Annotated in this window: 19 protein-coding genes; 9 read left to right on the forward strand and 10 right to left on the reverse strand. The window is 65.9% G+C overall.

Translation table 11 applies throughout. The annotated features are described in order from the left end of the window. Positions 1-193 precede the first annotated feature (193 nt). The 5 genes from AC6LKD_RS01335 to AC6LKD_RS01355 are packed head-to-tail and all read left to right on the forward strand — an operon-like array spanning position 194 to position 7,108. The gene (locus AC6LKD_RS01335; protein WP_492273843.1) at positions 194-2,581 is read left to right on the forward strand and encodes a type VI secretion system Vgr family protein; all 2,388 of its coding nucleotides are present in this window, start codon (positions 194-196) and stop codon (positions 2,579-2,581) included. 7 nt (positions 2,582-2,588) lie between these two features. Continuing rightward, positions 2,589-2,993, forward strand: coding sequence for a hypothetical protein (locus tag AC6LKD_RS01340; protein ID WP_013396980.1), 405 nt, complete (start codon positions 2,589-2,591; stop codon positions 2,991-2,993). Positions 2,994-2,995: 2 nt separating this feature from the next. After that, positions 2,996-5,623, forward strand: a complete 2,628-nt coding sequence (locus AC6LKD_RS01345; RefSeq protein ID WP_498114824.1) for a DUF2169 family type VI secretion system accessory protein — start codon at positions 2,996-2,998, stop codon at positions 5,621-5,623. Continuing rightward, positions 5,620-6,678: a pentapeptide repeat-containing protein gene (locus tag AC6LKD_RS01350; RefSeq protein ID WP_498114826.1), complete on the forward strand. Its 1,059-nt coding sequence runs from the start codon at positions 5,620-5,622 to the stop codon at positions 6,676-6,678. Before AC6LKD_RS01345 ends, AC6LKD_RS01350 begins: the two co-directional genes overlap by 4 nt. Before the next feature lie 46 nt (positions 6,679-6,724). Then, positions 6,725-7,108, forward strand: coding sequence for a DUF4150 domain-containing protein (locus AC6LKD_RS01355; RefSeq protein WP_013396983.1), 384 nt, complete (start codon positions 6,725-6,727; stop codon positions 7,106-7,108). A 15-nt stretch (positions 7,109-7,123) separates the two neighbouring features. Here AC6LKD_RS01355 and ccsB read toward each other — a convergent pair whose 3' ends face one another. The 3 genes from ccsB to AC6LKD_RS01370 form a co-directional block, all read right to left on the reverse strand. Next, on the reverse strand, positions 7,124-8,491 hold the full coding sequence (gene ccsB / locus AC6LKD_RS01360) for a c-type cytochrome biogenesis protein CcsB (RefSeq protein WP_013396984.1): 1,368 nt from the start codon (positions 8,489-8,491) through the stop codon (positions 7,124-7,126). A gap of 8 nt (positions 8,492-8,499) precedes the next feature. After that, positions 8,500-10,578, reverse strand: a complete 2,079-nt coding sequence (locus AC6LKD_RS01365; RefSeq protein ID WP_498114828.1) for a cytochrome c biogenesis protein ResB — start codon at positions 10,576-10,578, stop codon at positions 8,500-8,502. A 118-nt stretch (positions 10,579-10,696) separates the two neighbouring features. Next, complete coding sequence (locus AC6LKD_RS01370; RefSeq protein WP_041656906.1) at positions 10,697-11,398, reverse strand: c-type cytochrome; 702 nt, start codon at positions 11,396-11,398, stop codon at positions 10,697-10,699. On the opposite strand from AC6LKD_RS01370, the gene AC6LKD_RS01375 reads away from it, so the two are divergent. From AC6LKD_RS01375 to hemB, 3 genes are all read left to right on the forward strand, one after another. Next, positions 11,397-11,525: a hypothetical protein gene (locus AC6LKD_RS01375; RefSeq protein WP_255509206.1), complete on the forward strand. Its 129-nt coding sequence runs from the start codon at positions 11,397-11,399 to the stop codon at positions 11,523-11,525. The genes AC6LKD_RS01370 and AC6LKD_RS01375 overlap by 2 nt on opposite strands. 114 nt (positions 11,526-11,639) lie before the next feature. Continuing rightward, the gene (gene yihA / locus AC6LKD_RS01380; protein ID WP_013396987.1) at positions 11,640-12,263 is read left to right on the forward strand and encodes a ribosome biogenesis GTP-binding protein YihA/YsxC; all 624 of its coding nucleotides are present in this window, start codon (positions 11,640-11,642) and stop codon (positions 12,261-12,263) included. Then, positions 12,260-13,276: a porphobilinogen synthase gene (hemB, locus tag AC6LKD_RS01385; RefSeq protein ID WP_013396988.1), complete on the forward strand. Its 1,017-nt coding sequence runs from the start codon at positions 12,260-12,262 to the stop codon at positions 13,274-13,276. The genes yihA and hemB overlap by 4 nt, the downstream gene beginning before the upstream one ends. Positions 13,277-13,332: 56 nt before the next feature. On the opposite strand, the gene AC6LKD_RS01390 is transcribed toward hemB, so the two are convergent. From AC6LKD_RS01390 to AC6LKD_RS01420, 7 genes are all read right to left on the reverse strand, one after another. After that, a complete protein-coding gene (locus AC6LKD_RS01390; protein WP_498114928.1) occupies positions 13,333-14,217 on the reverse strand; it encodes a DMT family transporter in 885 nt (294 codons plus the stop codon). A gap of 137 nt (positions 14,218-14,354) precedes the next feature. Further along, positions 14,355-15,065: an ABC transporter ATP-binding protein gene (locus AC6LKD_RS01395; RefSeq protein WP_013396990.1), complete on the reverse strand. Its 711-nt coding sequence runs from the start codon at positions 15,063-15,065 to the stop codon at positions 14,355-14,357. A 35-nt stretch (positions 15,066-15,100) separates the two neighbouring features. Continuing rightward, positions 15,101-16,873, reverse strand: coding sequence for a branched-chain amino acid ABC transporter ATP-binding protein/permease (locus AC6LKD_RS01400; protein ID WP_013396991.1), 1,773 nt, complete (start codon positions 16,871-16,873; stop codon positions 15,101-15,103). Next, positions 16,870-17,793: a branched-chain amino acid ABC transporter permease gene (locus AC6LKD_RS01405; protein WP_013396992.1), complete on the reverse strand. Its 924-nt coding sequence runs from the start codon at positions 17,791-17,793 to the stop codon at positions 16,870-16,872. Before AC6LKD_RS01405 ends, AC6LKD_RS01400 begins: the two co-directional genes overlap by 4 nt. A gap of 32 nt (positions 17,794-17,825) precedes the next feature. Further along, complete coding sequence (locus tag AC6LKD_RS01410) at positions 17,826-19,013, reverse strand: ABC transporter substrate-binding protein (protein WP_013396993.1); 1,188 nt, start codon at positions 19,011-19,013, stop codon at positions 17,826-17,828. A gap of 76 nt (positions 19,014-19,089) precedes the next feature. Next, a complete protein-coding gene (locus AC6LKD_RS01415) occupies positions 19,090-19,857 on the reverse strand; it encodes an SDR family NAD(P)-dependent oxidoreductase (protein WP_498114831.1) in 768 nt (255 codons plus the stop codon). Further along, positions 19,854-21,620, reverse strand: coding sequence for an FAD-dependent oxidoreductase (locus AC6LKD_RS01420; protein WP_498114833.1), 1,767 nt, complete (start codon positions 21,618-21,620; stop codon positions 19,854-19,856). Before AC6LKD_RS01420 ends, AC6LKD_RS01415 begins: the two co-directional genes overlap by 4 nt. Before the next feature lie 155 nt (positions 21,621-21,775). On the opposite strand from AC6LKD_RS01420, the gene AC6LKD_RS01425 reads away from it, so the two are divergent. Then, a complete protein-coding gene (locus AC6LKD_RS01425) occupies positions 21,776-22,624 on the forward strand; it encodes an IclR family transcriptional regulator (RefSeq protein WP_013396996.1) in 849 nt (282 codons plus the stop codon). Positions 22,625-22,691: the final 67 nt, after the last annotated feature.

The following is a 22,691-nucleotide window of genomic DNA, read 5'->3' on the forward strand; positions in this document are numbered from 1 at the left end:
AGAAGACTCAGAGACAGATTTCCCCGGTCGCATGCCCGCTCATCGTGAGCCATGCCCGTCCTTTGCAAGCGGCCCCATCCCGTGGCCGGTCATCCCATTGCAGTCCTCGTGACGCGCCTTGTGCGCGCCCGCGAAAAAATCCAAAGCAGCACACGCAACAACAGGCGCAGCATTCTCATAAGGAGACGGTGAGATGGACCGCAACGTGCCCAGCGATCGTGTCGTCAAGGCGCATACGCCCCTGCCGCCGGAACAGCTGAAGTTCCGCGCCATGCATGGCGCCGAAAGTCTTTCGCAACTGTTCGAGCTGGAGGTCGAGCTGGTCTCCGAGTCGTACTCGTTGGACATGAAGTCGCTACTGGGTAAGCCTTTGACGCTGGAGATCGAGACCGGATCATCCGCGCCGCGCTATCTCGGCGGACACGTCACGCGCTGCGCCCTCGTCGGTCGCGAGAACAACACCTCGCGCTACACCATCTATCGCGCCACGGTGCGCCCGTGGCTCTGGTACCTGACCCAGACCTCGGACAACAAGATCTTCCAGAACAAGAGCGTGCCCGACGTCATCCGCGAAGTGCTGAAGGACTATGACTATCCTGTCGAGTTCAAGCTGGTGGACAGCTACCGCAACTGGGAATATTGCGTCCAGTATCAGGAAACCGACTACGCCTTCATCAGCCGCCTGATGGAGCACGAAGGCATCTACTTCTGGTTCAAGCATGACAAGGGCAAGCACACGCTGGTGCTTACCGACGACATCACGCAGCACGAACCCGTCGCGGACTACGAGCAGATCCCCTACTACGGGCCGGACCGCATCACCGTCCCGCGCGAAGACCATGTCCACAAATGGGAAGTGGCCGAGCAGATCACCCCCGGCGCCTTCGCTACCACGGACTACCACCCGCTCACGCCCGCCGCCAGCCTGGAGGCGCGCCGCAATAATCCCGGCGCCCACGACCACGGCGACCTGGAGATGTACGAATGGCAAGGCGGCTACACCAACCCCGACGACGCGGAACACTACACGCGCGTGCGGCTCGAAGATCTGCAATGCAGGAAAGAGCAAAGCGCCGGCGCATCCAACGCGCGCGGACTGGCCACGGGCCATCTCTTCACACTGCGCAATCATCCGCGCCAGGCCGAGAACCGCGAATATCTCGTGGTCAGCACGTACTACCGTATCCGCGAAACGGGCTATGCCAGCGGCCAGCCCGACCCCGGCAGTTTCGACCTGGAGTTCGTCGTGCTGCCGTCCAGCACGCAATTCCGCGCACCCCGCGTCACGCCTGTTCCGCGTACCCATGGCCCGCAGACCGCCACGGTGGTGGGCAAGGAAGGAGAGGAAATCTGGACGGACAAGATGGGCCGCATCAAGGTGCAGTTCCATTGGGACCGCTACGGCAAGAAGGACGAGAACAGCTCCTGCTGGGTGCGCGTATCCAGCCCCTGGGCCGGCGGCGGCTTTGGCGGCATCCAGCTGCCGCGGGTGCGCGACGAGGTAATCGTCGACTTCATCGGCGGCCAGCCCGACCGCCCCATCGTGATCGGCCGCGTCTTCAACGCCAACAATCTGCCGCCCTGGGACCTGCCGGACAATGCCACGCAAAGCGGCTTCCTGAGCCGCTCCAAGAGCGGCACGCCGGCGACGGCGAACGCGCTCATGTTCGAGGACAAGAGCGGCAGCGAACGCATCTGGCTGCACGCGGAGCGCGAACTCTGCACCGAGGTGGAAGCCAACGAATTCCATACGACGGATGTGAATCGCACAACCACCATCGGCGAAAACGACACCACCAAGATCGGCGGCAACCGCGACATCAAGGTCACCGGCACCGACAACCTGCGCGTCGAAAAGACCCGAGATGTGTTCGTAAAGGGACATGAGGAATACACCGTCAAGGCGTCGCGCACGGTCAATGTGAAAGACGGCCTGATGGACGAGAAGTTCGACAACGGCTTGAAGACGACTGTCGCGGCCAAGGGCGAGGAACGCGAGATCACCGGTCTCTTCAAGGAGACGTTGAAGAACGGCGAGCAGGTCTACGTGAACGAAGGCGACTCGCTACATCACGTGAAGACCGGCGCGCTCACGGAGAAAGCCAAGGGCAAGGTCGAACTGCTTTCGACCGACGCGAACATGGACGTCAAGGCCAAGACCGCAATGCGGGTGGAGTCCGAGACTTCCACCATGGATCTCAAGGCCAAGGGCAAGATAGACATGGAGTCGACGGGATCGACCGTGCTGGTCAAGGCCGATGGCAACATCACGTTGAAGACCCCTGCCGACGTCGTGCTGGACGCCGCTAACGTCAAGGACCTTTCCAAGGAGAGCTGGCTGCAGGCCACGCCATTCTCCATCGGCCTGGCGGTGGCAAAGGCGGAATTCGGCATGCATCGCGTAGCCCTGTTCCGCACCACGGTCATGCTGAACGGTTCCTTCACCAACTACGCCCTGGTCAGCAGCATCGGCCAGCTGGTTTCCTACCGCACCACGGGCTCCAGCTATCAGTTCGACGCCGTTGCCGCGGAAAAAGTCGGCTTGGGCGCCTCGATGATGGGCCTCTGGAGCATCATCTGAGGCCGCCATGTCCGACTTCCTGAACGCCTGGCCCAGTTGGGCCAAGTGGGTGTGGCTGGGCCTGCTGCTGTCGCTGGCGCAGGCCGCATACATGCTGTGGCGCGAGCGCCAGCGCCGCGCGGCGGGGCGCAGGGAGGTACAGCGGCAGGACGGCTTGCGCGCCAGCGGGCTGCCCGGCACCGCGCGGGTGACCGCCGCGCGCGACACGCGCCGCCGCATCGGCGACACCTTGTACTTCATCGTCGAACTGGACCTGGAAGTCTTCGCCACCGGCGCCACGCCTGCCCTGTCACGCACACTCAGCGTGCCGCTGTCGCCGCTGCACCTGGGCGATTTCAGCGCTGGCAAAACCATACAGGTGCGCGTCGATCCCGCGACCCGCGAGGTCGTCGTGGACCAGGCCACCGGATAGCCATGAAAACCATCAAGCCGCTACGCCTGGGCCTGCTTACCCGCCCCTACCGCTGGCAGCGCCGCGACATGTTGGGCGTCGCTGTTTTCGCGCTGGTCGACATCAGGCAAACACCCACGTTGCTCATGGACCAGGAACTGTGGAAACTGGCGGGCGCCGAAGCCGGCGGCCTGCTGGACCTGGCCACGCCCAAGCTGTGTCCGGAGGTGCTGGTTGCGGGCCACGCCTATCCGCACGATCCGGCAAGCCCTGGTGCCTGCGCCGTGCGCCTGAAGGTCGGCGCGATCGACAAGTCGCTGCTGGTGTTCGGCGACCGCTATTGGCTGGACGGCAAGGCCACCGCCCCCCAGCCGTTCGAACGCATGCGTCTGGACTGGAGCCATGCCTATGGCGGTCCAGGCTGCGCGGAAAACCCGCTGGGCCTAGGCGCACAGGAAGAAGACATCAACGGCGTGCGCGTGCGCAGGCTCCCCAACATCGAACACCCGCAAGAGCGCATCGCATCGCCCTCCCAGCGCGTGGCGCCCGCCGGTTTCACAGCCATGCCCATGGACTGGCCCCAACGGGCCGCGCTGCTGGGCCGCCAATATGGCCAACAGTGGCTGGAGCATGACTTCCCCGGCTTCGCATCCGACATGGACTGGCGCTTCTTCAACGCCGCCCCGGCCGACCAATGGGGCGCTCCCAACGCGGCCTTGGCCGGCGGCACGGAGTACGAGCTATGGAACATGCACCCGGACCAACCGGTGCAGCGGGGCCGCTTGCCCGATTGGCGCGCCCGCTGCTTCGTCAGCCGCCATGCCGATGGCAACGCACTTGAAGAAGTCGCGTTGCGCCTGACTACGGCCTGGTTCTTCCCCGACCGCGCACAACTTGCGCTGATCTGGCATGGCGCGCTGCCGGTGCGCGAAGACGACGCGGCCGATATCCTGCACCTCATGCCCGCGCTCGAACACGCCGGCCAGGCCCGCGATATGGCCCATTATCAGGCCGTGGTGGGGCAGCGCCTCGATGCGGAGCTCGGCGCCGTCTACGCCTTGCTCGATGCACAGCTGGTGCCGGAAGACATCTGCGGCGAACTGCCGCAAGCCGCAATGGAGGCTACCGTACAGCGGCCGTCGAATCGCAACATCTATGCCGGCGCAGCCCGGCGCCATGCCCGCGAACGCGAATCGCTGCTCGCCCAAGGCCTGGATCCCGATCTGTACATGGTTCCCTTGGAGCCGCCACCGCAAGCGCCGAGCCTGTCCGATCTGCCGCAGACGATACTGCGCATGCAGCAGGAGCTGGAGGAGGCCAAACGCTTGTCCAGCGGCCCCGCGGCGCGTGCCCTGGCCGACCCCAACCTGCCGTCCATGGTTGCAGTCGCGGGCGTCGACATGGACGCGCTGCGCAAGCTGGACGATGACGGCAAGCTGCCGGCCGGCTTCGATCCGCGCGTGGTGAAGCGGCATATCGCCGACTTCGACGCCAACCCTCACACGCAGGCCGGACGTGGCGCGCAGGACGCCCCGGGTTCGCCGCCGCCGCTCGGCCAGACCCTGGGTCCGCAGGTGCATCAGGCATATCAACAATCGGCGCATCAGTTTGCGCCGCCCCCGCCCATGCCGCCGTTGCGCGCGCGGCGCACACGCATGAAGCTGGAAGCGCGCCTGAAAGGCAACCGCGATTGCCGGGATATGAACCTGACCGGCGCGGATCTGAGCGGAATGGATCTTTCCGGTGTCGACTTCCAGCGCGCCATACTGGCCGGCGCCAAGCTCGCCGACGCGCGCCTGGATGGCTGCAACTTGACCGACGCCGTGCTTGCCGGCGCCGACCTGACACGCGCCAGCATGCGCGGCGCCGATATGTCGCGCGCGAACCTGGGCCGCACGCAATGCGTGCAGACGGATTTCACGGACAGCCGGATCCAGGACACTACCTGGGACCATGCGAACTGCGAAGAATGCCGCTTTGCCGGCAGCACCTGGCTGCTGGGACGCCTGCATCAGGCTCGCCTGCGCGGCTGCGACCTGAGCGGCGCTTCGTTCGAGCAATGGGCCACGATAAATGCCAATTTCGAAGACTGCCGCTTTCACGGCGCGCGGCTGAATCAATGCGTGTTCATGCAAGGAACAATGGCGAACGCCGATTTTTCCCGCGCGGACCTGCAGCGCGTCAGCTTCATGGACGTGGCGTTTTCCGGCCGCTTCAGCCTGGAGAGCGGCACGCTCGATGGCTGCGCCTTCGCCGGCCGTGTGGAGCTTGCCGGCGCCTGCCTGCGCGGCATGCAGTTCAAAGTGGGCAGCGCGCGCGGCGCCATGCTCGACCGGGCCGACATGCGCGGCGCGCAGCTTGCCGCCAGCGATTTTTCGAACTGCAGCCTGCGGGAAGCGGACCTCAGCAGCGTCACCGCCCCCGATACGCACTTCGTACGCGCCGATTTCACTGGCGCGCGCCTGCGCAATGCCAATCTGATCAACAGCCTGCTCGGCAAGGCCATCCTGTTGCGCGCCGATCTGACAGGCGCCAACCTCTTTCGCGCGGATGTCGCGCAGGCGCTGATCGACGGCAGCACCGGACTGGACGACGCCTATACCCAGGGCGCCAAGCTCTGGCCCGCCCGGCAGCCGGAGAGCGCCGCATGAACCTGGATCAATTGCTGGACCAAGTGCGCCATGGCGAACCGATAGCGCACCTCAGCCTGGCCGGCCAGGACCTGCGCGGCCTGGATCTGGCCGGCGCATTTTTCGACCAGGTGGATTTGAGCGGCGCCACGATGAGCGATTGCCAGTTGCAGGACAGCCAGTTCATCAACTGCGTGCTGACCGGCCTGAACGCCGCCGGCGCCAATCTGGATACGGCGCGGCTGTTCCGCTGCCAGGCCCGCGGCCTGGTGCTGGACCGCAGTCACGCCCATGGCGTCAGTTTTACCGAATGCGATCTGGGCCAGGCCAGCCTGGAGCATGCCGAGTTGAGGGAGGCTTCCTTCAACTCCACCTCGCTCGAAGCCACCTCCTTCCGGTCTGCCCGCCTGGAACGCTCGATCTTCTCGCGCAGCACGTTGGCGCGCGCCGACCTGTCGCAGGCCTGGATGAGCTTCACCCTGTTCCACCAGCTGGACCTGCGCAGCATCGCGCTGGCGGGCGCCAGCGCGGAAAGCACCATGTTCATCGAATGCAATCTGGCAGGCCAGGATTTCGCCTCGCAAGCCTACCCGCTCTGCCATTTCACCGACTGCCAGCTGGATGCCGCGGATTTCCGCAATACCGATCTGCGCCAGGCCGGCTTCAAGGGCGCATCATTGCGCGACGCGCGCTTCGCTGGAGCATCTGCGCCCCAAGGCTTGTTCCCTCAGGCGGATCTGAGCGGCGCCGACCTGCAAGGCGGCCGCTTCGACGGCGCCATCTGGGCCGAGGCGACGTTGGACGGCGCCTCCTTGCGCGGCGCCAGCCTTTCCTTGTGTGTCTTCCAGCGCGCGCGTTGCGCCAACGCCGATTTCCGCGGCGCCAATCTGACCGACGCCGATTTCTCGCTGGCCGACCTGGGCCAGGCCGACCTGCGCAATGCCACCTTCCTGCGCACGCGCATGCATCGCGCATTGACGCAAGGCACGCGCTGGACGCAACGCTGCGGCATCATCGAAAACGACGGGCCCCTGCTGGAAGCCGAACTCTGGTCGGCCGGGCGCGCCACCACTTGACCCCGCGCGCGGCATCGCCGCCCACTCATCGCACAAGGAGATAAATATGCTCGCAGTCTGCCAGTTGCCCAGCCTGGCCGTGGGCGTGCCGGATGTCTGCAAGACGCCCGTGCCGCCGGTGCCGCATATCGATACGGCCACATCGTCCATGGGGATCCCGGTGGTCTGGAACGTATGGTTGATGGCCGCGCCCGTGCACAACATGGCGACCCTGATACCCGTCACGCTGGGCGATACCGCCGGCGTGGGGGGCGGCCTGATCTCGCAGACCTTCATGGGGCAGTCGCGCTACATGACGGGCGCGTTCACCATGCTGGTGCGTGGCGCGCCCATCGTCCGCATGACCAGCCTGACCTTGCAGAACACCATCAATGCGCCCGGCTTCAAGGTGTACTCGCCGCAGCCTGTGATGGTCGTGCTGACGGCCTGAACAGGCCGCGCCCGCCTACAGTTCGCCGTAGGAATGCAGCCCCGACAGGAACATGTTCACGCCCAGGAAAGCGAAGCCGGTGATCAGCAGCCCCATCAGCGCCCAATAGGCCGCCATGGTGCCGCGCAGGCCCTTGATCAGGCGCATGTGCAGCCAGGCCGCGTAGTTGAGCCAGACGATCAGCGCCCAGGTTTCCTTGGGGTCCCACTGCCAGTACGCGCCCCAGGCGTCGGCCGCCCACAGCGCGCCCAGGATGGTGGCGACCGTGAAGAACGCGAAGCCGATCGCGATGGCGCGATACATGATGTCGTCCAGCACCTCCAGCGACGGCAGCGCCGCGGCGATGCGGCGGCGGCCCAGCAGGATGGCGCCCACGATCACCGCCCCCACGCCGAAATACAGCATCCAGGTGGCCGACAGGCCGTCGGTGCGGAACACCATGGGCTCGGCGCACAGCAGCACGCCCAGCACGAACAACGGCGCCAGCTTGGCCCAGGACGTAGTCTGCCCATGCTGCTTGACCAGGTAGGCAAAGCCCACCATCGCCGCCAGCGAGAACGTGCCGTAGCCGATGAAGTTGGCGGGAACGTGCAGCTTCATCCACCAGCTCTTGAGCGCCGGCACCAGCGGCTGGATCTGCCCGGCGTCGCGCGTGAACGAGTACCACAGCAAGAACACCACGGCCGACGTCACCACCAGCATCACAAAGCCGCCCAGCGCGCGCGTGGCGTACTTGCGTTCGTAGTAGAGGTAGAACAACGCCGTGATCAGCGCGAACAGCACGAACACTTCGTACAGATTGCTGACCGGGATGTGGCCCAGGTCCGGCCCCATCAGGTGGCCTTCGCGCCAGCGCACCAGCAGGCCGGTGACGCCCGCGAATACTGCGCCCCAGCTCAGTGCCGTGCCGAGCCAGGCGGCCGTGGGACTGAAGAATCCGATCCAGTAGCAGACCATGGCCAGCGCGAACAGCGCGCACATCCAGAGGATCGCGGACTGCGAGGAGAACAGGTACTTCAGGAAGAACACCTGCTCGGCCCGGGCCAGGTCGTTGCCGTACAGCATCAACGCCAGTCCGGCCGCAATCGCACAGGCGATCATCAGGTGGCGCAGCGGGCGCCACAGCCAGCCCATCCAGGCCAGCACCGGCACGGTGCCGCACAGGATGATCTTCTCGTAGTAGTCCATCGCGTTGCTGTAGCGGGTCAGCGCGAAGCCCGCGCCCACCGACAGCAGCAGGAAGAAGACGGCGTCGGTCCAGTCAGGCCTGCCGCGCTGCGCGCGGCTGTCGCCGGTTTCGGACAAGGCGTCCTGCCAGAGCTGATCGGGCGAGGCGGCCCGCGCTTGCGGCGAGGAAGGATGCGTAGTGGTCGTAGTGGACATAGGAAACCTTAAGACCTCTTCTGGCGCAGCAGCGCCTGCTTGAAGCGTTCGAACTCCTGGTTGAAGTCGAGTGTACGCTTCTGGGACGTCATGGCCGCCAGGACGCTGCTGCCGTTGCCTTGCGGCTTGACCCAGATCCAGATGCGGCGGTCTCGAATATAGAACATCGAGAACACACCCAGGACCAGCAGCAGGCTGCCCAGGTACACGGTGTTCTTGCCCGGCGTGCGGCTAACCTGGAACACGCTGGCTTGTACATGCTGGAAATCCGCCAGCGACAGGAACACCGGCGCCGGGTAGACGGTCAGGTCCGACAGGGCCGCCACCGCCAGGCGCGACCACACCGCGGCGCGTTCCGCGTCCGGGCCCTCGACGGCCACCGCCGGCAAGCCGGCGCGCTCGCGCTCGATGGCGCGCAATTCGTTCATGCTGGCGCCGATCAGGCGGATCACGACATCGGCCGCTCGTTCCAGGTCCTGCGGCGGCGTGTTGGCCTGCAGGAACGCCGCCACGGCCTGCAGACCGCCGGAGGCAAAGGTTTCCAGGGCGCGCTCGGCAGCCGTCTGCAGCGGCTGGCGATCCGTCCCCGCCGGGCTGTTGCGTTCCGCGAAGCGGCGCGCGGCTTCCTGGCGCGCCGCGGGGTCGGCCAGGGTCGCGCGCAGTCGCATGAATTCGGCGATCGAGCTGTCGTCATCCGCCGGAATGCGCAGATAGCGGAAGGGTTCGGAGGCGTTGTTGCGCACCCCGGCCAGGAACACGGCGGCGCCGTCCAGCTCCACGGGCAGCATGTAATTCTGGAACTCGTGGGCCTGGCCGGCGTCGTCGATCAGCTTGTATTCGACGCTGGGGCCGACGTTGCGCAGGTTTTCGTTCTTCTTGCCCGCGGCGCTGCCGGATACCGAGGCAACGTGTTCGGCGAAGCTCTGGTTGCCGCCCTTGGGATCGCCACGGGTCAGGTCTTCCACGTTGATGGGCCGCAGGGCGGTGATTTCAACGCCCATGCTGCGCGCGCCGCGAGCAGTGTGAGCGGTTACTTCGCTGGTCTTGCCCACCGTACCGTCAACGGCAAAGGTAGCGGGGTCGGATCCTACTAGCGGGTAGCCTTTCAGCACCACCGTGCTGCCGCCGTCGTCGAAGCTGGACTGGTAGACCGTCATGCCCTTGAAGCGCAGCGGCTCATTGACCTCGATGGTGGAATCAAAGCTCTTGCCGGTATCCGGGTCGGTGACCTCGACCTCGCTGGCGAAGCGGCTGGGCATGCCGGTGGAGTAATAGTCGACCACGAACTTCTTGAGCTTCAGCGTGAAGGGCATGGGCTGCACCAGGGCGCCGTCGCCCACCATCACGACCGCGGTGCTGGCCTGGCCGCCCTCGGGCACCAGTACGCTGGCGCGGAAGCTCGGGTTGTCGACCGACAGGCGACCGCTTTCCGGCACTTCCGAGATCAGCATGTTTTCGACGATGGGTTTCTTGTCGCCGAACATGACCTGCAGGCGCACCGGCAATTCGCTATCCAGCAGGCCGCCGATGCAGATGATGACCATGGCGGCGTGGGCGAACACATAGCCCAGCCGGTTGGCGCTGCCCTTCTTGGCCGCCAGCAGCACCCCATCCGCATCCTGGCGTTCGCGCACGGCATAGCCCAGCCGGCCCAGCAGGGATTTCAGGCCCGCAGCGGTCTGCGGCACGTCGGTGGGTTCTTCGGTTTCGACGCGGTGCGGGAAGGCGCGCAGGCTGCTGGCGCGCACATGCTCGCGGAACGAGCGCGCATCGCGCAGCATCTTGGGCGCGTTGCGGATCAGGCAGACCGAGGTCGACACGACCAGAAAGCCCATGATCAGCAGGAACCACCAGCTGTTGTAGACGTGCCAGATGGAAAACTTGTCGAACACTTCAAACCAGAACGGCCCGAACTGGTCGATGTAGTTGTTCGACGAGCGGTTCTGCTGCAGCACGGTCCCCACCAGGCTCGCCACGCAGATGAACATCAGCAAGCTGACGGCAAAACGCATCGAGCCCAGCAATTCGAAGAAATCGCCGGGCAGGCTGCGCAGGGAGGGACGGGAGTGTGTACGTGTCGAATTCATGAAAAAAGGGGGGCCGCGCTATCGGCTACCCCCCTCATAGACAGCGCGCGGCGGAACGAGGTTCCGCTGCGCCAGGTTTGCAGAACGCGGACCAGCCGCGCGCGTGGCGGGCTGACGCCTACCGCAGGCCGGCGGCGTAATCCGACACGGCCTTGATGTCCGCGTCCGACATGCGGTCCGCGATGGCGAACATGACGTCGTTCTTGCGGTCGCCGCTGCGGAACAGCTTCAGCTGCTCTTCGATGTACATGGGGAACTGGCCCGACAGCCGGGGGTACTGGCTGGGAATGCCTGCGCCATTGGCAGAATGGCACGAGGCGCACGCCGGAACCTTGCGATCCGGCAAACCGCCGCGCCAGATCTTTTGACCCAGATCAACCAGCTTCTCCTGGCCGGCCGTGGCGGGCTCCTTGAGCGGCTGCTGCGCCAGGTACAGCGCGATGTTCTGCATGTCGGCGGGCGTCAGATTCTGCGCCATGGCCGTCATCGGGGTGGGATTGCCGCCCGCGCCGTTGCGCACCGGCAGCTTGGCGCCAGGCTTGATCTGGAAGTCCGCCAATTGCTTGGCCAGGTACTCGTGGGACTGCGCGGCCAGGTTGGGGTTCACCGGTATGGTGCTATTGCCCGCCGCGCCATGACAGGACGCACAGGCGATGATGCCCCTGGCCGCATCGCCCTGGTCAAACAGCTGTCCGCCCTTGGCGGCATCTGGTTTTACCGGGCCCGCAGCGCCTTCGGCGGCGAAACTCGTAGTAGATAAGGCGGAGGCGCCGAGCAACAGCCCGCTCGCAACCAACATCCGGGACAGCACACGCTTCATGAAGACCTCGACGATCGCATCGATCAAGGCGCAAAAAGGCGCCCACGCCTGCCCGCACACCCTGGAATACCGTATCGAACCTGTTTTGCCTTCCTGCCTGCGATGTTGCTGCGAACTTGCCGGATAAAGCATTCAGCAAGCGAAACAGTAAGCAAAAAAGACGGCTCCGCGCACGGGGACCACTGTTGCAAACGCCGGATTATACAATAGGGCTCGAAACCAACCGTATCCAAAGCCACCCGTGTCCCTCCTACATCGCGCCTCTTTCCTCACTTCCGCGGCTCGCCTCGACCAGTTGCCGGCCGCCGGCGCTCCCGAGGTCTGCTTTGTCGGCCGCTCCAACGCCGGTAAATCCACGGCCATCAACGTGTTGTGCAACCAGCGCCGCCTTGCCTTCTCCAGCAAGACGCCGGGCCGCACGCGCTTGATCAATATGTTCGGCCTGCCCGACCCCTTGGATCCGGAAGGCCACATCGGTTTTCTTGTCGACCTGCCTGGCTACGGCTACGCGTCCGTGGCCCGCAACGAGAAAGAAAAGTGGGCCGACATCCTGGGCGGCTATCTGCGCGACCGCGAATCGCTGGTCGGCATCGTGCTGCTTATCGACATCCGCCGCGGCGTCACCGAACTGGACCGCCGCCTTGCCAATTTCATCGCCCCCACCGGACGGCCGGTGCTGGCGCTGCTGACCAAGGCCGACAAGCTGCCTTACGGCCAGCGCATGCGCACCGTATTCTCCGTGCGCAAGGACCTGGCCGACATCGGCGCCTTGCACACCATCCCCTTCTCGGCGCCTGAACGCATCGGCCTCGAAGAGGCGGGTGCGCACATAGAAAACTGGATTTCTCCCAAGGTCGTACCATGAACCCGCAGATCATCTCCCCTGAATTCCCGGTATCCCGCCCGCGCCGCCTGCGCCGCGACGACTTCACCCGCCGCCTGGTGCGCGAGAACGCGCTGACGGTCAACGATCTGATCTATCCCGTGTTCGTGGCCGAAGGCACCGGCCTGCAGCAGGCCGTGCCGTCCCTGCCGGGCGTGGTCCGCTATTCGCTGGACACGCTCTTGCCCGTGGCCCGGGAATGCGTGGAACTGGGCATTCCCGTGCTGGCGCTGTTCCCCGCCATAGATCCCTCGCTCAAGACGCCTGACGGCATCGAAGCCACCAACCCCAATGGCTTGATCCCGCGCGTGGTGCGCGAACTGAAGAAGCAGGTCCCCGAACTGGGCATCCTGTGCGACGTGGCGCTGGACCCGTACACCAGCCACGGCCAGGATGGCGTCATCGACGAGAACGGCTACGTCATCAACGAAGCCACGGTGGAAATCCTGGTCAAGCAGGCGCTGACGCAGGCCGAGGCCGGCGTCGACATGGTCGCCCCCAGCGACATGATGGATGGCCGCATCGGCGCCGTGCGCCGCGCGCTGGAAGCCAAGGGCCACATCCACACGCAGATCATGGCCTACTCCGCCAAGTACGCCAGCGCCTTCTACGGCCCGTTCCGCGACGCCGTGGGCTCGGCCACGAATCTGGGCAAGTCCAACAAGATGGCTTACCAGATGGACCCGGGCAACCTCGACGAAGCGCTGCGCGAAGTCGCGGCCGACCTGCAGGAAGGCGCCGACATGGTCATGGTCAAGCCCGGCATGCCGTATCTGGATGTGCTGCGCCGGGTCAAGGACACGTTCCGCGTGCCGACCTTCGCCTACCAGGTCAGCGGCGAATACGCCATGATCAAGGCCGCCGCCGCCAACGGCTGGCTGGACCACGACAAGGTCATGATGGAAGCGCTGCTGGCGTTCAAGCGCGCCGGCGCCGACGGCATCCTGACGTACTTCGCGATCGAAGCCGCGAAGCTGTTGAAAAGCCAGCGCTAAGCGCTGACGGCATCGCGGCCGCGGCCAACGCAGGCCGCCCGCGACGCCCGCCGCATTCAGGTCTTTGCGGCCGCACTGCGGCCCGCCACTGGCGCCCCGCGCCGCAATCCCAGCCAGGTTCCCGCCAGCACGCACGCCAGCCCCGCGACGTGCGTGGGCGTGACGTGCTCGTCCAGGAACAGGGCCGCGAACAGCAGGCCGAAGATCGGCAGCCAGTTCACGAACAAGGCGGCGCGGCTGATGCCCAGCCGCGCAATCCCGGCATTCCAGACTATATTGCTGACGCCCGAGGCGATCACCGCCGAGAACAGCAGCACCAGCCACGGCCACCACGTCATCTGCCAGGTATCGCCTTGGTAAGACGCGGGCGTAAGCGCCGCGTGCACCACCAGCATCAGGCCGCCGGCCAGGTACATGTACCAGAGCATGCCCAGCGGATCCATGCTGCGCGACATGCGCTGGATCACCAGCCCGCCGCACACGAACACCAGCACCGCCACGAACACGATGGCGTCGCCCCAGCCCGTCAGGCCGATCTGCGCGCCGCTGCCGACCACCACCATGCCCACGCCCAAGAGGCCCAGCAAGGCGCCGGCGATGCGCACCAGCGTCAGTTTCTCGCGATAGAAGATGGCGGCCAGCAGCGCCGACAGCAAGGGGCTGGTCGCCATGATGAGCGTGCCGTTCGCCGCCGACGACACCCGCAGGCCCGTCACCAGCGCCATCTGGTGCGCATACACGACCAGGAATCCCGCCAACGCGACCCAGCCCAGTTCAGCACGGCCCAGCCTGGGGATGCGGCCACGGCGGGCCTTGATGATGAGGGTGACGGTGATGAACGCGATGACGATGCGCACGGCCGCCAGGGCCTGCACATCCATGTGCAGCGTCAGGTACTTGACCGAGACGATGTTCAGGCCCCAAGTGGCCATGACGAACATCAATTGAAGATAGATAAGACCTGTGCGGTCCTGGCTTGCATCAACTGTCGGGGACGTCACGGGCGCCGGCCTGGAAGGGAGTGGAGTGCGCCGCCCACGCGGCGCTGCGGACATGGTATCGCGCCTGCGTGCCGGACTCAATGCGCGCCGAGGTAGGCCGCACGCACGTTGGGATCGCGCAGCAGTTCCGCGCCCGTACCGCTCAATGTGATGCGCCCGGTCTCCAGCACATAGGCCCGGTCCGCCACGCCCAGCGCCTGGTTGGCCATCTGCTCCACCAGGACGATGGTCAGGCCGTCGTCGCGCAGCTTGCGGATGGCCGCGAAAATGTCCTGCACGATCAGGGGCGCCAGCCCCAGTGACGGTTCGTCCAGACACAGCAGGCGCGGTTCGCTCATCAGGGCGCGCGCCATCGCCAGCATCTGCTGCTCGCCGCCGGACAGCGTGCCGGCCAGTTGCTCACGCCGTTCGCGCAGCCGCGGAAACAGCCGGTAGCCGCGCTCCACGCCCGCGGCCACGGCTGCGGAGTCCCTGCGCCGCGTATAGCCGCCCAGCACCAGGTTGTCGTAGACCGTCTGGTCCGCGAACACGCCCCGCCCTTCCGGCGACAGCGCCAGACCCAGGCCCACGCGCTGATGCGCCGCCACCTGCGTGATGTCGCGTCCGTCGAAGGTCACGCGTCCGCCCTGCAAGGGCTCCAGGCCCGCCACACCCTTCAACAGCGTGCTCTTGCCCGCGCCATTGGCGCCGATGATGGTCACGATCTCGCCCGCGCGGATCTCCAGCGACACGTCGCGCACCGCCTGGATGGCGCCATACGAAATCTGCACGGATTCTAGTTTCAGCATCGTCTACGGCCTGTTCATACGCAAATGGCCTGGCCTCAGGCCATGCCGGTTCCGAGATACGCCTCGATCACGCGCTTGTCCGCCTGCACCTGCGCGGGCTTGCCCTCGGCGATCTTGATGCCGTAGTCCAGCACGATCACGTGATCGGAGATCGCCATCACCAGATCCATGTGATGCTCGACCATCAACAGCGTGATGCCGCAGGACGCGCCGACGCGCACCAGCAGTTCGCCCAGTTCCGCCGTCTCCTGCGGGTTAAGCCCTGCAGCCGGCTCATCCAGCAGCAGCAGGGTCGGCTCGGTCGCCAAGGCGCGCGCCAGTTCCACGCGCCGTTGCAAGCCGTAGGGCAGGCTGCCCGCCGGCGTATCGGCCAGATGCTCCAGCCCTACCATGCGCACCAGCCGGTAGGCGTGTTCGCGCGCGCGGCGCTCCTCGGCGCGCGCGCCGGGCAGTCCCAGCAGCGACGCCCAGAAGCCGTTCTTCATGCGGCTGTGGCGGCCCAGCAGCACGTTGTCCAGCACCGACAGCTCGCCGAACAGGCGCAGGTTCTGGAAGCTGCGGCCTATGCCCAGCTTGCAGATGACGTGCGGCCGCTCGCCCGCGATGTCCGTGCCCTGGAAGCGGACCACGCCCGCGTCCGGCAGCACCACGCCGCTGAGCATGTTGATGAGCGTGCTCTTGCCCGCGCCGTTCGGCCCGATCAGTGCGTGCACGTGGCCGCGCCGCAGGCAGAAGGAAATGTCCTGCGCCGGCTTCACGCCGCCGTAGGCCTTGCACAGGCTCTCCACCACCAGCAGCAGATCCTCCTGCGCCGGGGCCGCCGGTTTGGCCACGGCCGGCGTCGCGGCCTCGCCCGCTCCTTGCGGCCGTGCGTCCGCCACCCGCCGCGCGCGGCGCGAGAACAGCCCCATCACGCCGCCCGGCATGAAGTACAGCGCGAACAACAGCAACGCACCGTAGAAGAAGTGTTGCACCGACGGCCAGCGTGCCAGCAGCGCGTCGATAATGGTCAGCGCGATCGCGCCCACTGCCGGCCCCGCCTTCGATCCCGCCCCGCCGAACAGCACCAGCAGCAGGATGAAGATCGACAGGTTGAAGCCGATGAAATCCGAGTTGATGTACTGGTTCTGCTGCGCCACCAGCGCGCCCGCGATGCCGCAAGTCACCGCCGCCACCACGAACGCGATGACCTTGGCGCGATACACGCGCACCCCGACGGAGGACGAGGCGATCTCGTCGGCCTGCACCGACAGCAGCGCACGCCCGAAGCGCCCATCCAGCACGTTGCGCAACAACAGCTGCGTCGCCACGCACAGCACCAGCGCGAACCACACCCACTGCTGATTGGTGAATGCGTTCCCGCCCCAGGTCAGCGGCATGATGCCAAACAGGCCCGAAGGGCCGCCGAACACGTCCACCCATTCGGTGACGATCTTCTCCATCACGATACCGAAGGCCAGCGTCACCATGGCCAGGTAAGGCCCCTTCACGCGCAGCGACGGCAAGGCGATCAATACGCCGAACACCCCAGCCACCACGGGCGCCGCCGCCAAGGCCAGCCAGGGATCGACCTGCCAGCGCGAGGTCAGCAAGGCCGCCGTGTAGGCGCCGGCGGCAAACAGTCCCGCCTGGCCCAACGACTTCTGCCCCGCATAGCCCACCAGCACGTTCACGCCCGCCGCGCACAGGTAGTACACGCAGGCCATGAACACGATGCGCAGGTAGTAGTCGTTGTCCACGAGAGCCGCGAATGCGGCCAGCGCCGCCGCCAACGCCACGGTAATCAAGGACTGCCCGTGCCGGTTCATACCTTCTCCACCAGGCGCTTGCCAAACAGGCCTGTAGGCCTGACCGCCAGCACCAGGATCACCAGCCCGAAAATCGCTACCTCGCGCCATTGCGACTGCCAAAGGTTCACATAGGACTCCAGCAGCCCCAGCACAAATCCCCCCAGCACGCAGCCGCGCGGATTCGACAGGCCGCCTATCATCGCGCCGGAAAAGCCTTTGAGGCCGATCGCCAGGCCCATGAAAATCGAGGCCGACGTGATCGGCGCAACCAGAAACCCCGCCAACCCGGCCAGCGCCGAGCTGGCGAAGAAGGCCCCGGTCATTACCGCGTTCACATTGATGCCCATCAGGTTGGCCACCGCGGGATTGGCGGCCACCGCCCGCATCGCCTTGCCCAGCATGGTCCGGTTCATGATCCGGTCGAACAACACCATCACGGCCACCGCCACCGCGAGCAGCAGCAGCTCCTGGCTGCGCACGCCTGCGCCGAACACGCGGATCACCTCATCGCCAAAGGGCGCGGGCACCGTGACGGGCGCCGGCCCCCAAACCGCGAACGCGGCGCTCTGCAGGAGTATGCCGAAGCCAAGCGTGCTCATGACCCACGCCATGCCCGGCCGCGAAGCGAATGGCCGCACACCGAACACGTACAGCAACACGCCCAACAAGCCCATCACCAGCACCGCCGCCAGCCCGGCCAGCAGATACTCCCAGCCGCTCAGCGCCAGGCCCGTGAAGGCCGCGGTGGTGACCGGCTTGCCGGCCAACAGGAACAAGGCGCCGACCCCGATGAACGCGCCCACGGACACGAACTCCCCATGTCCGAAATTGAGCGTGCGCGTGGTGGTGAACGTGATGCTGAAACCCAGCGCCACCAGCGCATACGCGCCTCCCACGGCCAGCCCGCTGACGAGCGCCTGCAACAATGTCGCCAACATGACGGCTCCCTATCCCTGTCGCTGTCCTGCTTCTACTTGGCAACGGCGACGGTCACGTCGTCCGCATAGGGCACCAGCTTGCCGTCCTGCCAATGTGCCCACTTGTAGTCGCTCACCAGCAGCGCGTCATGCGTCGTGGCCGAGAACGGCTTGGTGTAGGTCTTCATCGCGCCTTCATAGGTGCCATCCAGGTTCTCCAGCGCCAGGCGCACCTTGTCGCCATCGGTAGAGTTCGCCTGCTTGATCGCCATGCCCAGCAGGTTCATGCCGTCGTAGGCATGCGCCAGGAAGCCGAACGCGGTGGGCGAGGTCATCTTGGCCGAGACGCGGTCATACAGCTTCTGCTGCGCGGGCGTGCGGTTGTCGGTGATGGTGCGCAGGAAGAAGGGCTTCTCCGACAAGGTCTTGCCCGCCGTGTCGTAGAAGGCAATGTTGTCCGCGGCCCAAGAGGTCAGCGTCAACGGGAACCAGTTGATCTTCTCCATGCTGCGGAACACGTGGGCGATGGGCGTACTCTGCGCCCAGATCACCACCGTATCCACGCCTGCGGCCTTCAGCTTGTTCAACTGCGACGTCATGTCGGTATCGGCCACGCCGAACTTCTCGACCGCCACGGCCTTGACACCCTGCGCCGCGCCGACTTCCTCCAGGTCCTTGAGCGCGCTCTGGCCGTAGCCAGTGGTCTCGATCATGAAGCCTACGTTCTTGACCTTGGGATTTTTCTTCAGGTAGCCGATCACGCCGTCCACCTGTTCGCGATCCACCATGCCGACGCGGAACATGTAGTTGTCGGCGCCAGCGCGCATGGGCTTGGTGATGTCGGTGCCGGATCCGATGGCGCCCATGACGGGAATCTTCTTCTGGTTCGGGATGTGCTTCCAGGCCAGCGCATTGCCCGAATTGGTGGGACCGACGATGGCCACGACCTTCTCGTTATCGATCAGGTCCGTCATGTTCTGGATCGACTTGGGCGGTTGCGACAGGTCGTCGCGCACCACCAGTACCAGCTTGCGCCCGAGCAGGCCGCCGTTGGCATTGATGTCGTCGATGGCCGTGCGCAGGCCCAGCACGGCGGCCTGTCCGCTTTGCGCGGACGGCGAGGCCGACAGGTCGCCGTTAAAGCCGATTTTGATGTCCTGGGCGTAGGCCTGCGCACCCACGGCCAGCGCGCACAAGACGGCCGCCTTGGACAAGGTGGAAAAAATCCCCGTTGCTTTCATCGTTGTCTCCAGTGTTTTTCAGATGTGCTGCACGTCGATGATTCTTCTTCTTGCGCTTGGCGCACGGCGTCCGCCGCTATACCGCCAGGTAGCCGCCATCCACCGGCAGCGACACGCCTGTCACGTACTGCGCCATCGGCGAAGCCAGGAATACAGCGGGGCCCACCAGGTCCTCGGGCTGTCCCACCCGTCCCAGCGGTATGCGCTGCATGAAATTCGCCAGCCGGGCCGGGTCGTCCCGCGTGTACTGCGTCATCGGCGTTTCGATGACGCCCGGCGCGATCGCGTTGACCCGTATGCCGTCGGGCGCAAGATCGCGCGCCATGGCCTGCGTCATCATCTTCACGCCGCCCTTGGAGGGCGAGTAGCCCAGGGTAGCGCCCACCCCCGCGAATGACGCGATCGAGCCCACGTTGATGATGACGCCGCGCGTGGCGCGCAGCGCTCCCAGGAAGGCATGGATCATGTTGAAGCTGCCGTTCAGGTTCACGTCCAGCACGCGGCGCCAGTTCTCGGCGGCGCGCGGACTGTCTATGCCTTCGCGGATCAAGATGCCGGCATTGTTGACGAGCACATCGATCGGCCCCACTTCCAGCTGGACCTGCGCCGCCACCGCCGCGCAGGCCTCGGGGTCCGTCACGTCGAGCGCATGGCTCCAGGCCTCGCCGCCCCCGGCGATGATGGCGCTTGCCGTCTGCATGGCGTTGTCGGCCTGCATGTCGGTTGCCACCACGCGCGCGCCCGCGGCCGCCAGGCCCAACGCCAATGCCCGTCCGTTGCCCTGCCCCGCTCCCGTCACCAGGGCCAGCTTGCCCTGCAGCAGCCCCGCCGGCGCGGCGCTCATGCAGCCGCCTGCACGGAGGCGTCTGCAGCCGGCACGCCCGCTGCCGGTCTGCCCGACGCGGCCTTGCCGGCAGCGGCGATGCTCTGTCCCGCGATGTAGCCGAAGGTCAGCGCCGGCCCCAGGGTGATGCCGGCGCCGGGATAGTTGCCGCCCATGATGCTGCAGGCATCGTTGCCCACGGCGTACAGGCCGGGGATGACGGCGCCAAGTTCGTTCAAAGCGCGACCCTGCCCATCCACCTTCAGACCGGCGAAAGTGCCGATATCGCCGATCATGACCTTGATCGCGTAGTACGGCCCCTTCACTATCGGCGCAACGCACGGGTTCGGACCGTGCAGCGCATCGCCCTGATAGCGGTTGTAGGCCTTGCTGCCCTTGCCGAATTGCGGATCGCGTCCCAGCGCGGCCTCGCGGTTGTACGCTTCGACCGTCTGGCGCAGGCTGCCGGCATCGATGCCGGTCTTCTGCGCCAGTTCCGCCACCGACGCGCCGCGCGTCAGATAGCCCGTATCCAGATAGCGCTTGATGGGCAGCGGAAAGGGCGCGACGCTGCCCAGGCCGTATTTGCGCAGGGTTTTGTGGTCGCAGATCAGCCAGGCGCAGGTATCGCCCTGCCCCTCGCATGCGCGCACCATCTCCTGCACGAAGTCATGATACGAACTGCCCTCGTTGGCGAAGCGGCGGCCGTTGCGCGTAACGGCAATGACGCCCGGCTTGGCGCGGTCGATGAAGTGCGGCATGTAGCCCGGACTGCCGTCCTTACGCGTGACGACGGACACCGGCACCCATGCGGCCGCATTGGGCAGTGTCGTATTGACCTGCCCGCCCGCGCTCTCGGCCAGGCGCAGCCCGTCGCCGGTGTTGCCCGCGGGCGATGGCGAGTAGTGCTCCGTGCCGTTGGGCGCGTGCGCGTACAACTGCTTGCGGCGTTCGATGTCATACGGAAAACCGCCGGATGCCAGCACCACGCCGCGCGCGGCGCGCACGCGCACGGTCGCGCCGTCGCGCTGCACCACCGCGCCGCGCACGGCGCCATCCTCGATGATGAGCGACCTGGCCGGCGCATTCAGCCACAAGGGAACGCCCAGCTTGAACGCGGAAGCGGCCAGGCGTCCCGCCAGCGCATTGCCGTTGGTCAGCGTCATGCCGCGCCCATGCTTGGCCACGTCCAGGACATGCCGCGTCAGGCGTTTGGCCACGTACCAGGCCGAAGCCAGCGAGCGAGTGGCGCGCATGAAGTGCACGATCTCCTTGCCCGAGCCCAGCATCATGCCGAACACCGTCAGTTCGGGCAGCGCGGGCGCCAGGTCCCGGACGTGCGCGCCGAGTTTGCGGCCATCGTAGGGCCGCGCCACCATCGATCGGCCGCCCTGCTTTCCGCCGGGCGCTTCCGCGTGATAGTCGGGAAACACCAGCGGCATGTCGAACTGCACTTCGGTGTTGGATGTGAAGAAATCCACGGCACGCGGGCCATGTTCGAGAAACGCGTCGACGCGTTCGGCGTTGTAGCTGCTGCCGGCTTCGTGGCGCAGATAAGCGCGCCCCTCGTCCGGTGTTTCATGGATGCCCTGCACCTTGGCCAGCGATGTGCCCGGTATCCACAGCCAGCCGCCCGAACGCGCGGTGGAGCCGCCAAAGCGCGGCTCTTTTTCAACGATAAGGACCTTCAGGCCTGACGTCGCCGCGGTGATTGCGGCAGCCATGCCCGACGCGCCCGACCCGACCACCAACACGTCGCAGTCGTATTGACGAGAATCTTCCACGTTGTCTCCATACCCTTGAGGGGTGGCCTGCTTCCGATCGCGAAACCGGGGCGGCCTTCTTATTCTTTCGACTGTAGAGAACGCATTTGATAATGTCAATATGGTTCACGATTAGCGAAAGTACTAACATAGGCAATCACATTCGATAAAAGAAAATGGCCACCAGACCCAGCTCCGGCAAGCGCACTGCCGATCGCACGCCCGCCTCGCCGCCGCGCAGGCGCGGCATCCAGTCCATCGAAGTCGGCGGCAAGATCCTGCTGGCGCTGCTGGAACATTCGTCCTCGCTGCCCTTGGGCGCGCTGGCCAAGGCCGCCGGCATGTCTGGCGCCAATGCTCACGCCTATCTCGTCAGCTATGGCAATCTGGGCCTGGTCAGACAGGACCCGAACAGCGGCGAATATGAACTGGGTCCGCTCGCGCTGCAGCTAGGCCTGGCTGCGTTGCACCGGCTCGATCCCATCAAGATCGCCATCCCGATGACGCGCGAATTCGCCGAAAGAACCGGCCAGACCATCGCTATCGCGGTGCTCGGCAACCTCGGCCCGGTCATCGTGCATCTGCACGAATCCAACTACCCCATCCACGTCAACATGCGCACCGGCACGGTCATGTCGCTGACCAACACCGCGACGGGCAAGGTATTCGCGGCGCTGCTGCCGCCGAAGAAGATCGAAAGCCTGCTGCACGAAGACCATCTGCGCCTGGGCGCGGTGCCTTCATTGGGCCAGACCGAGAAATTCGAACGGACCCTGCGTGAAGTCCGTCAGCGAGGGGTGGCCCGCGCCGTCGGCGATCCCATCCCCGGCATCAATGGCCTGAGCGCGCCCGTGTTCGATTCGAACGGCAACGTCGTGCTCGCGATCACCGCGATCGGCGCGGCCGGCGTGTTCGACGTGCGCTGGAGCAGCCCGCTGATCGACGACATCAAGCGCTGCGCCGACGCCATCTCGGCGGAGCTGGGTTGGCAGAACCGCGACGCGCGCGCGACGCGCCAGGACTAGAACCGGCAAAGCAAAAGGCCGCTGCGCGGATGCATCCGTGCAGCGGCCTTCATGTATTGCAGATCAG

It is taken from the genome of Achromobacter sp. D7-1 (assembly GCF_059760445.1).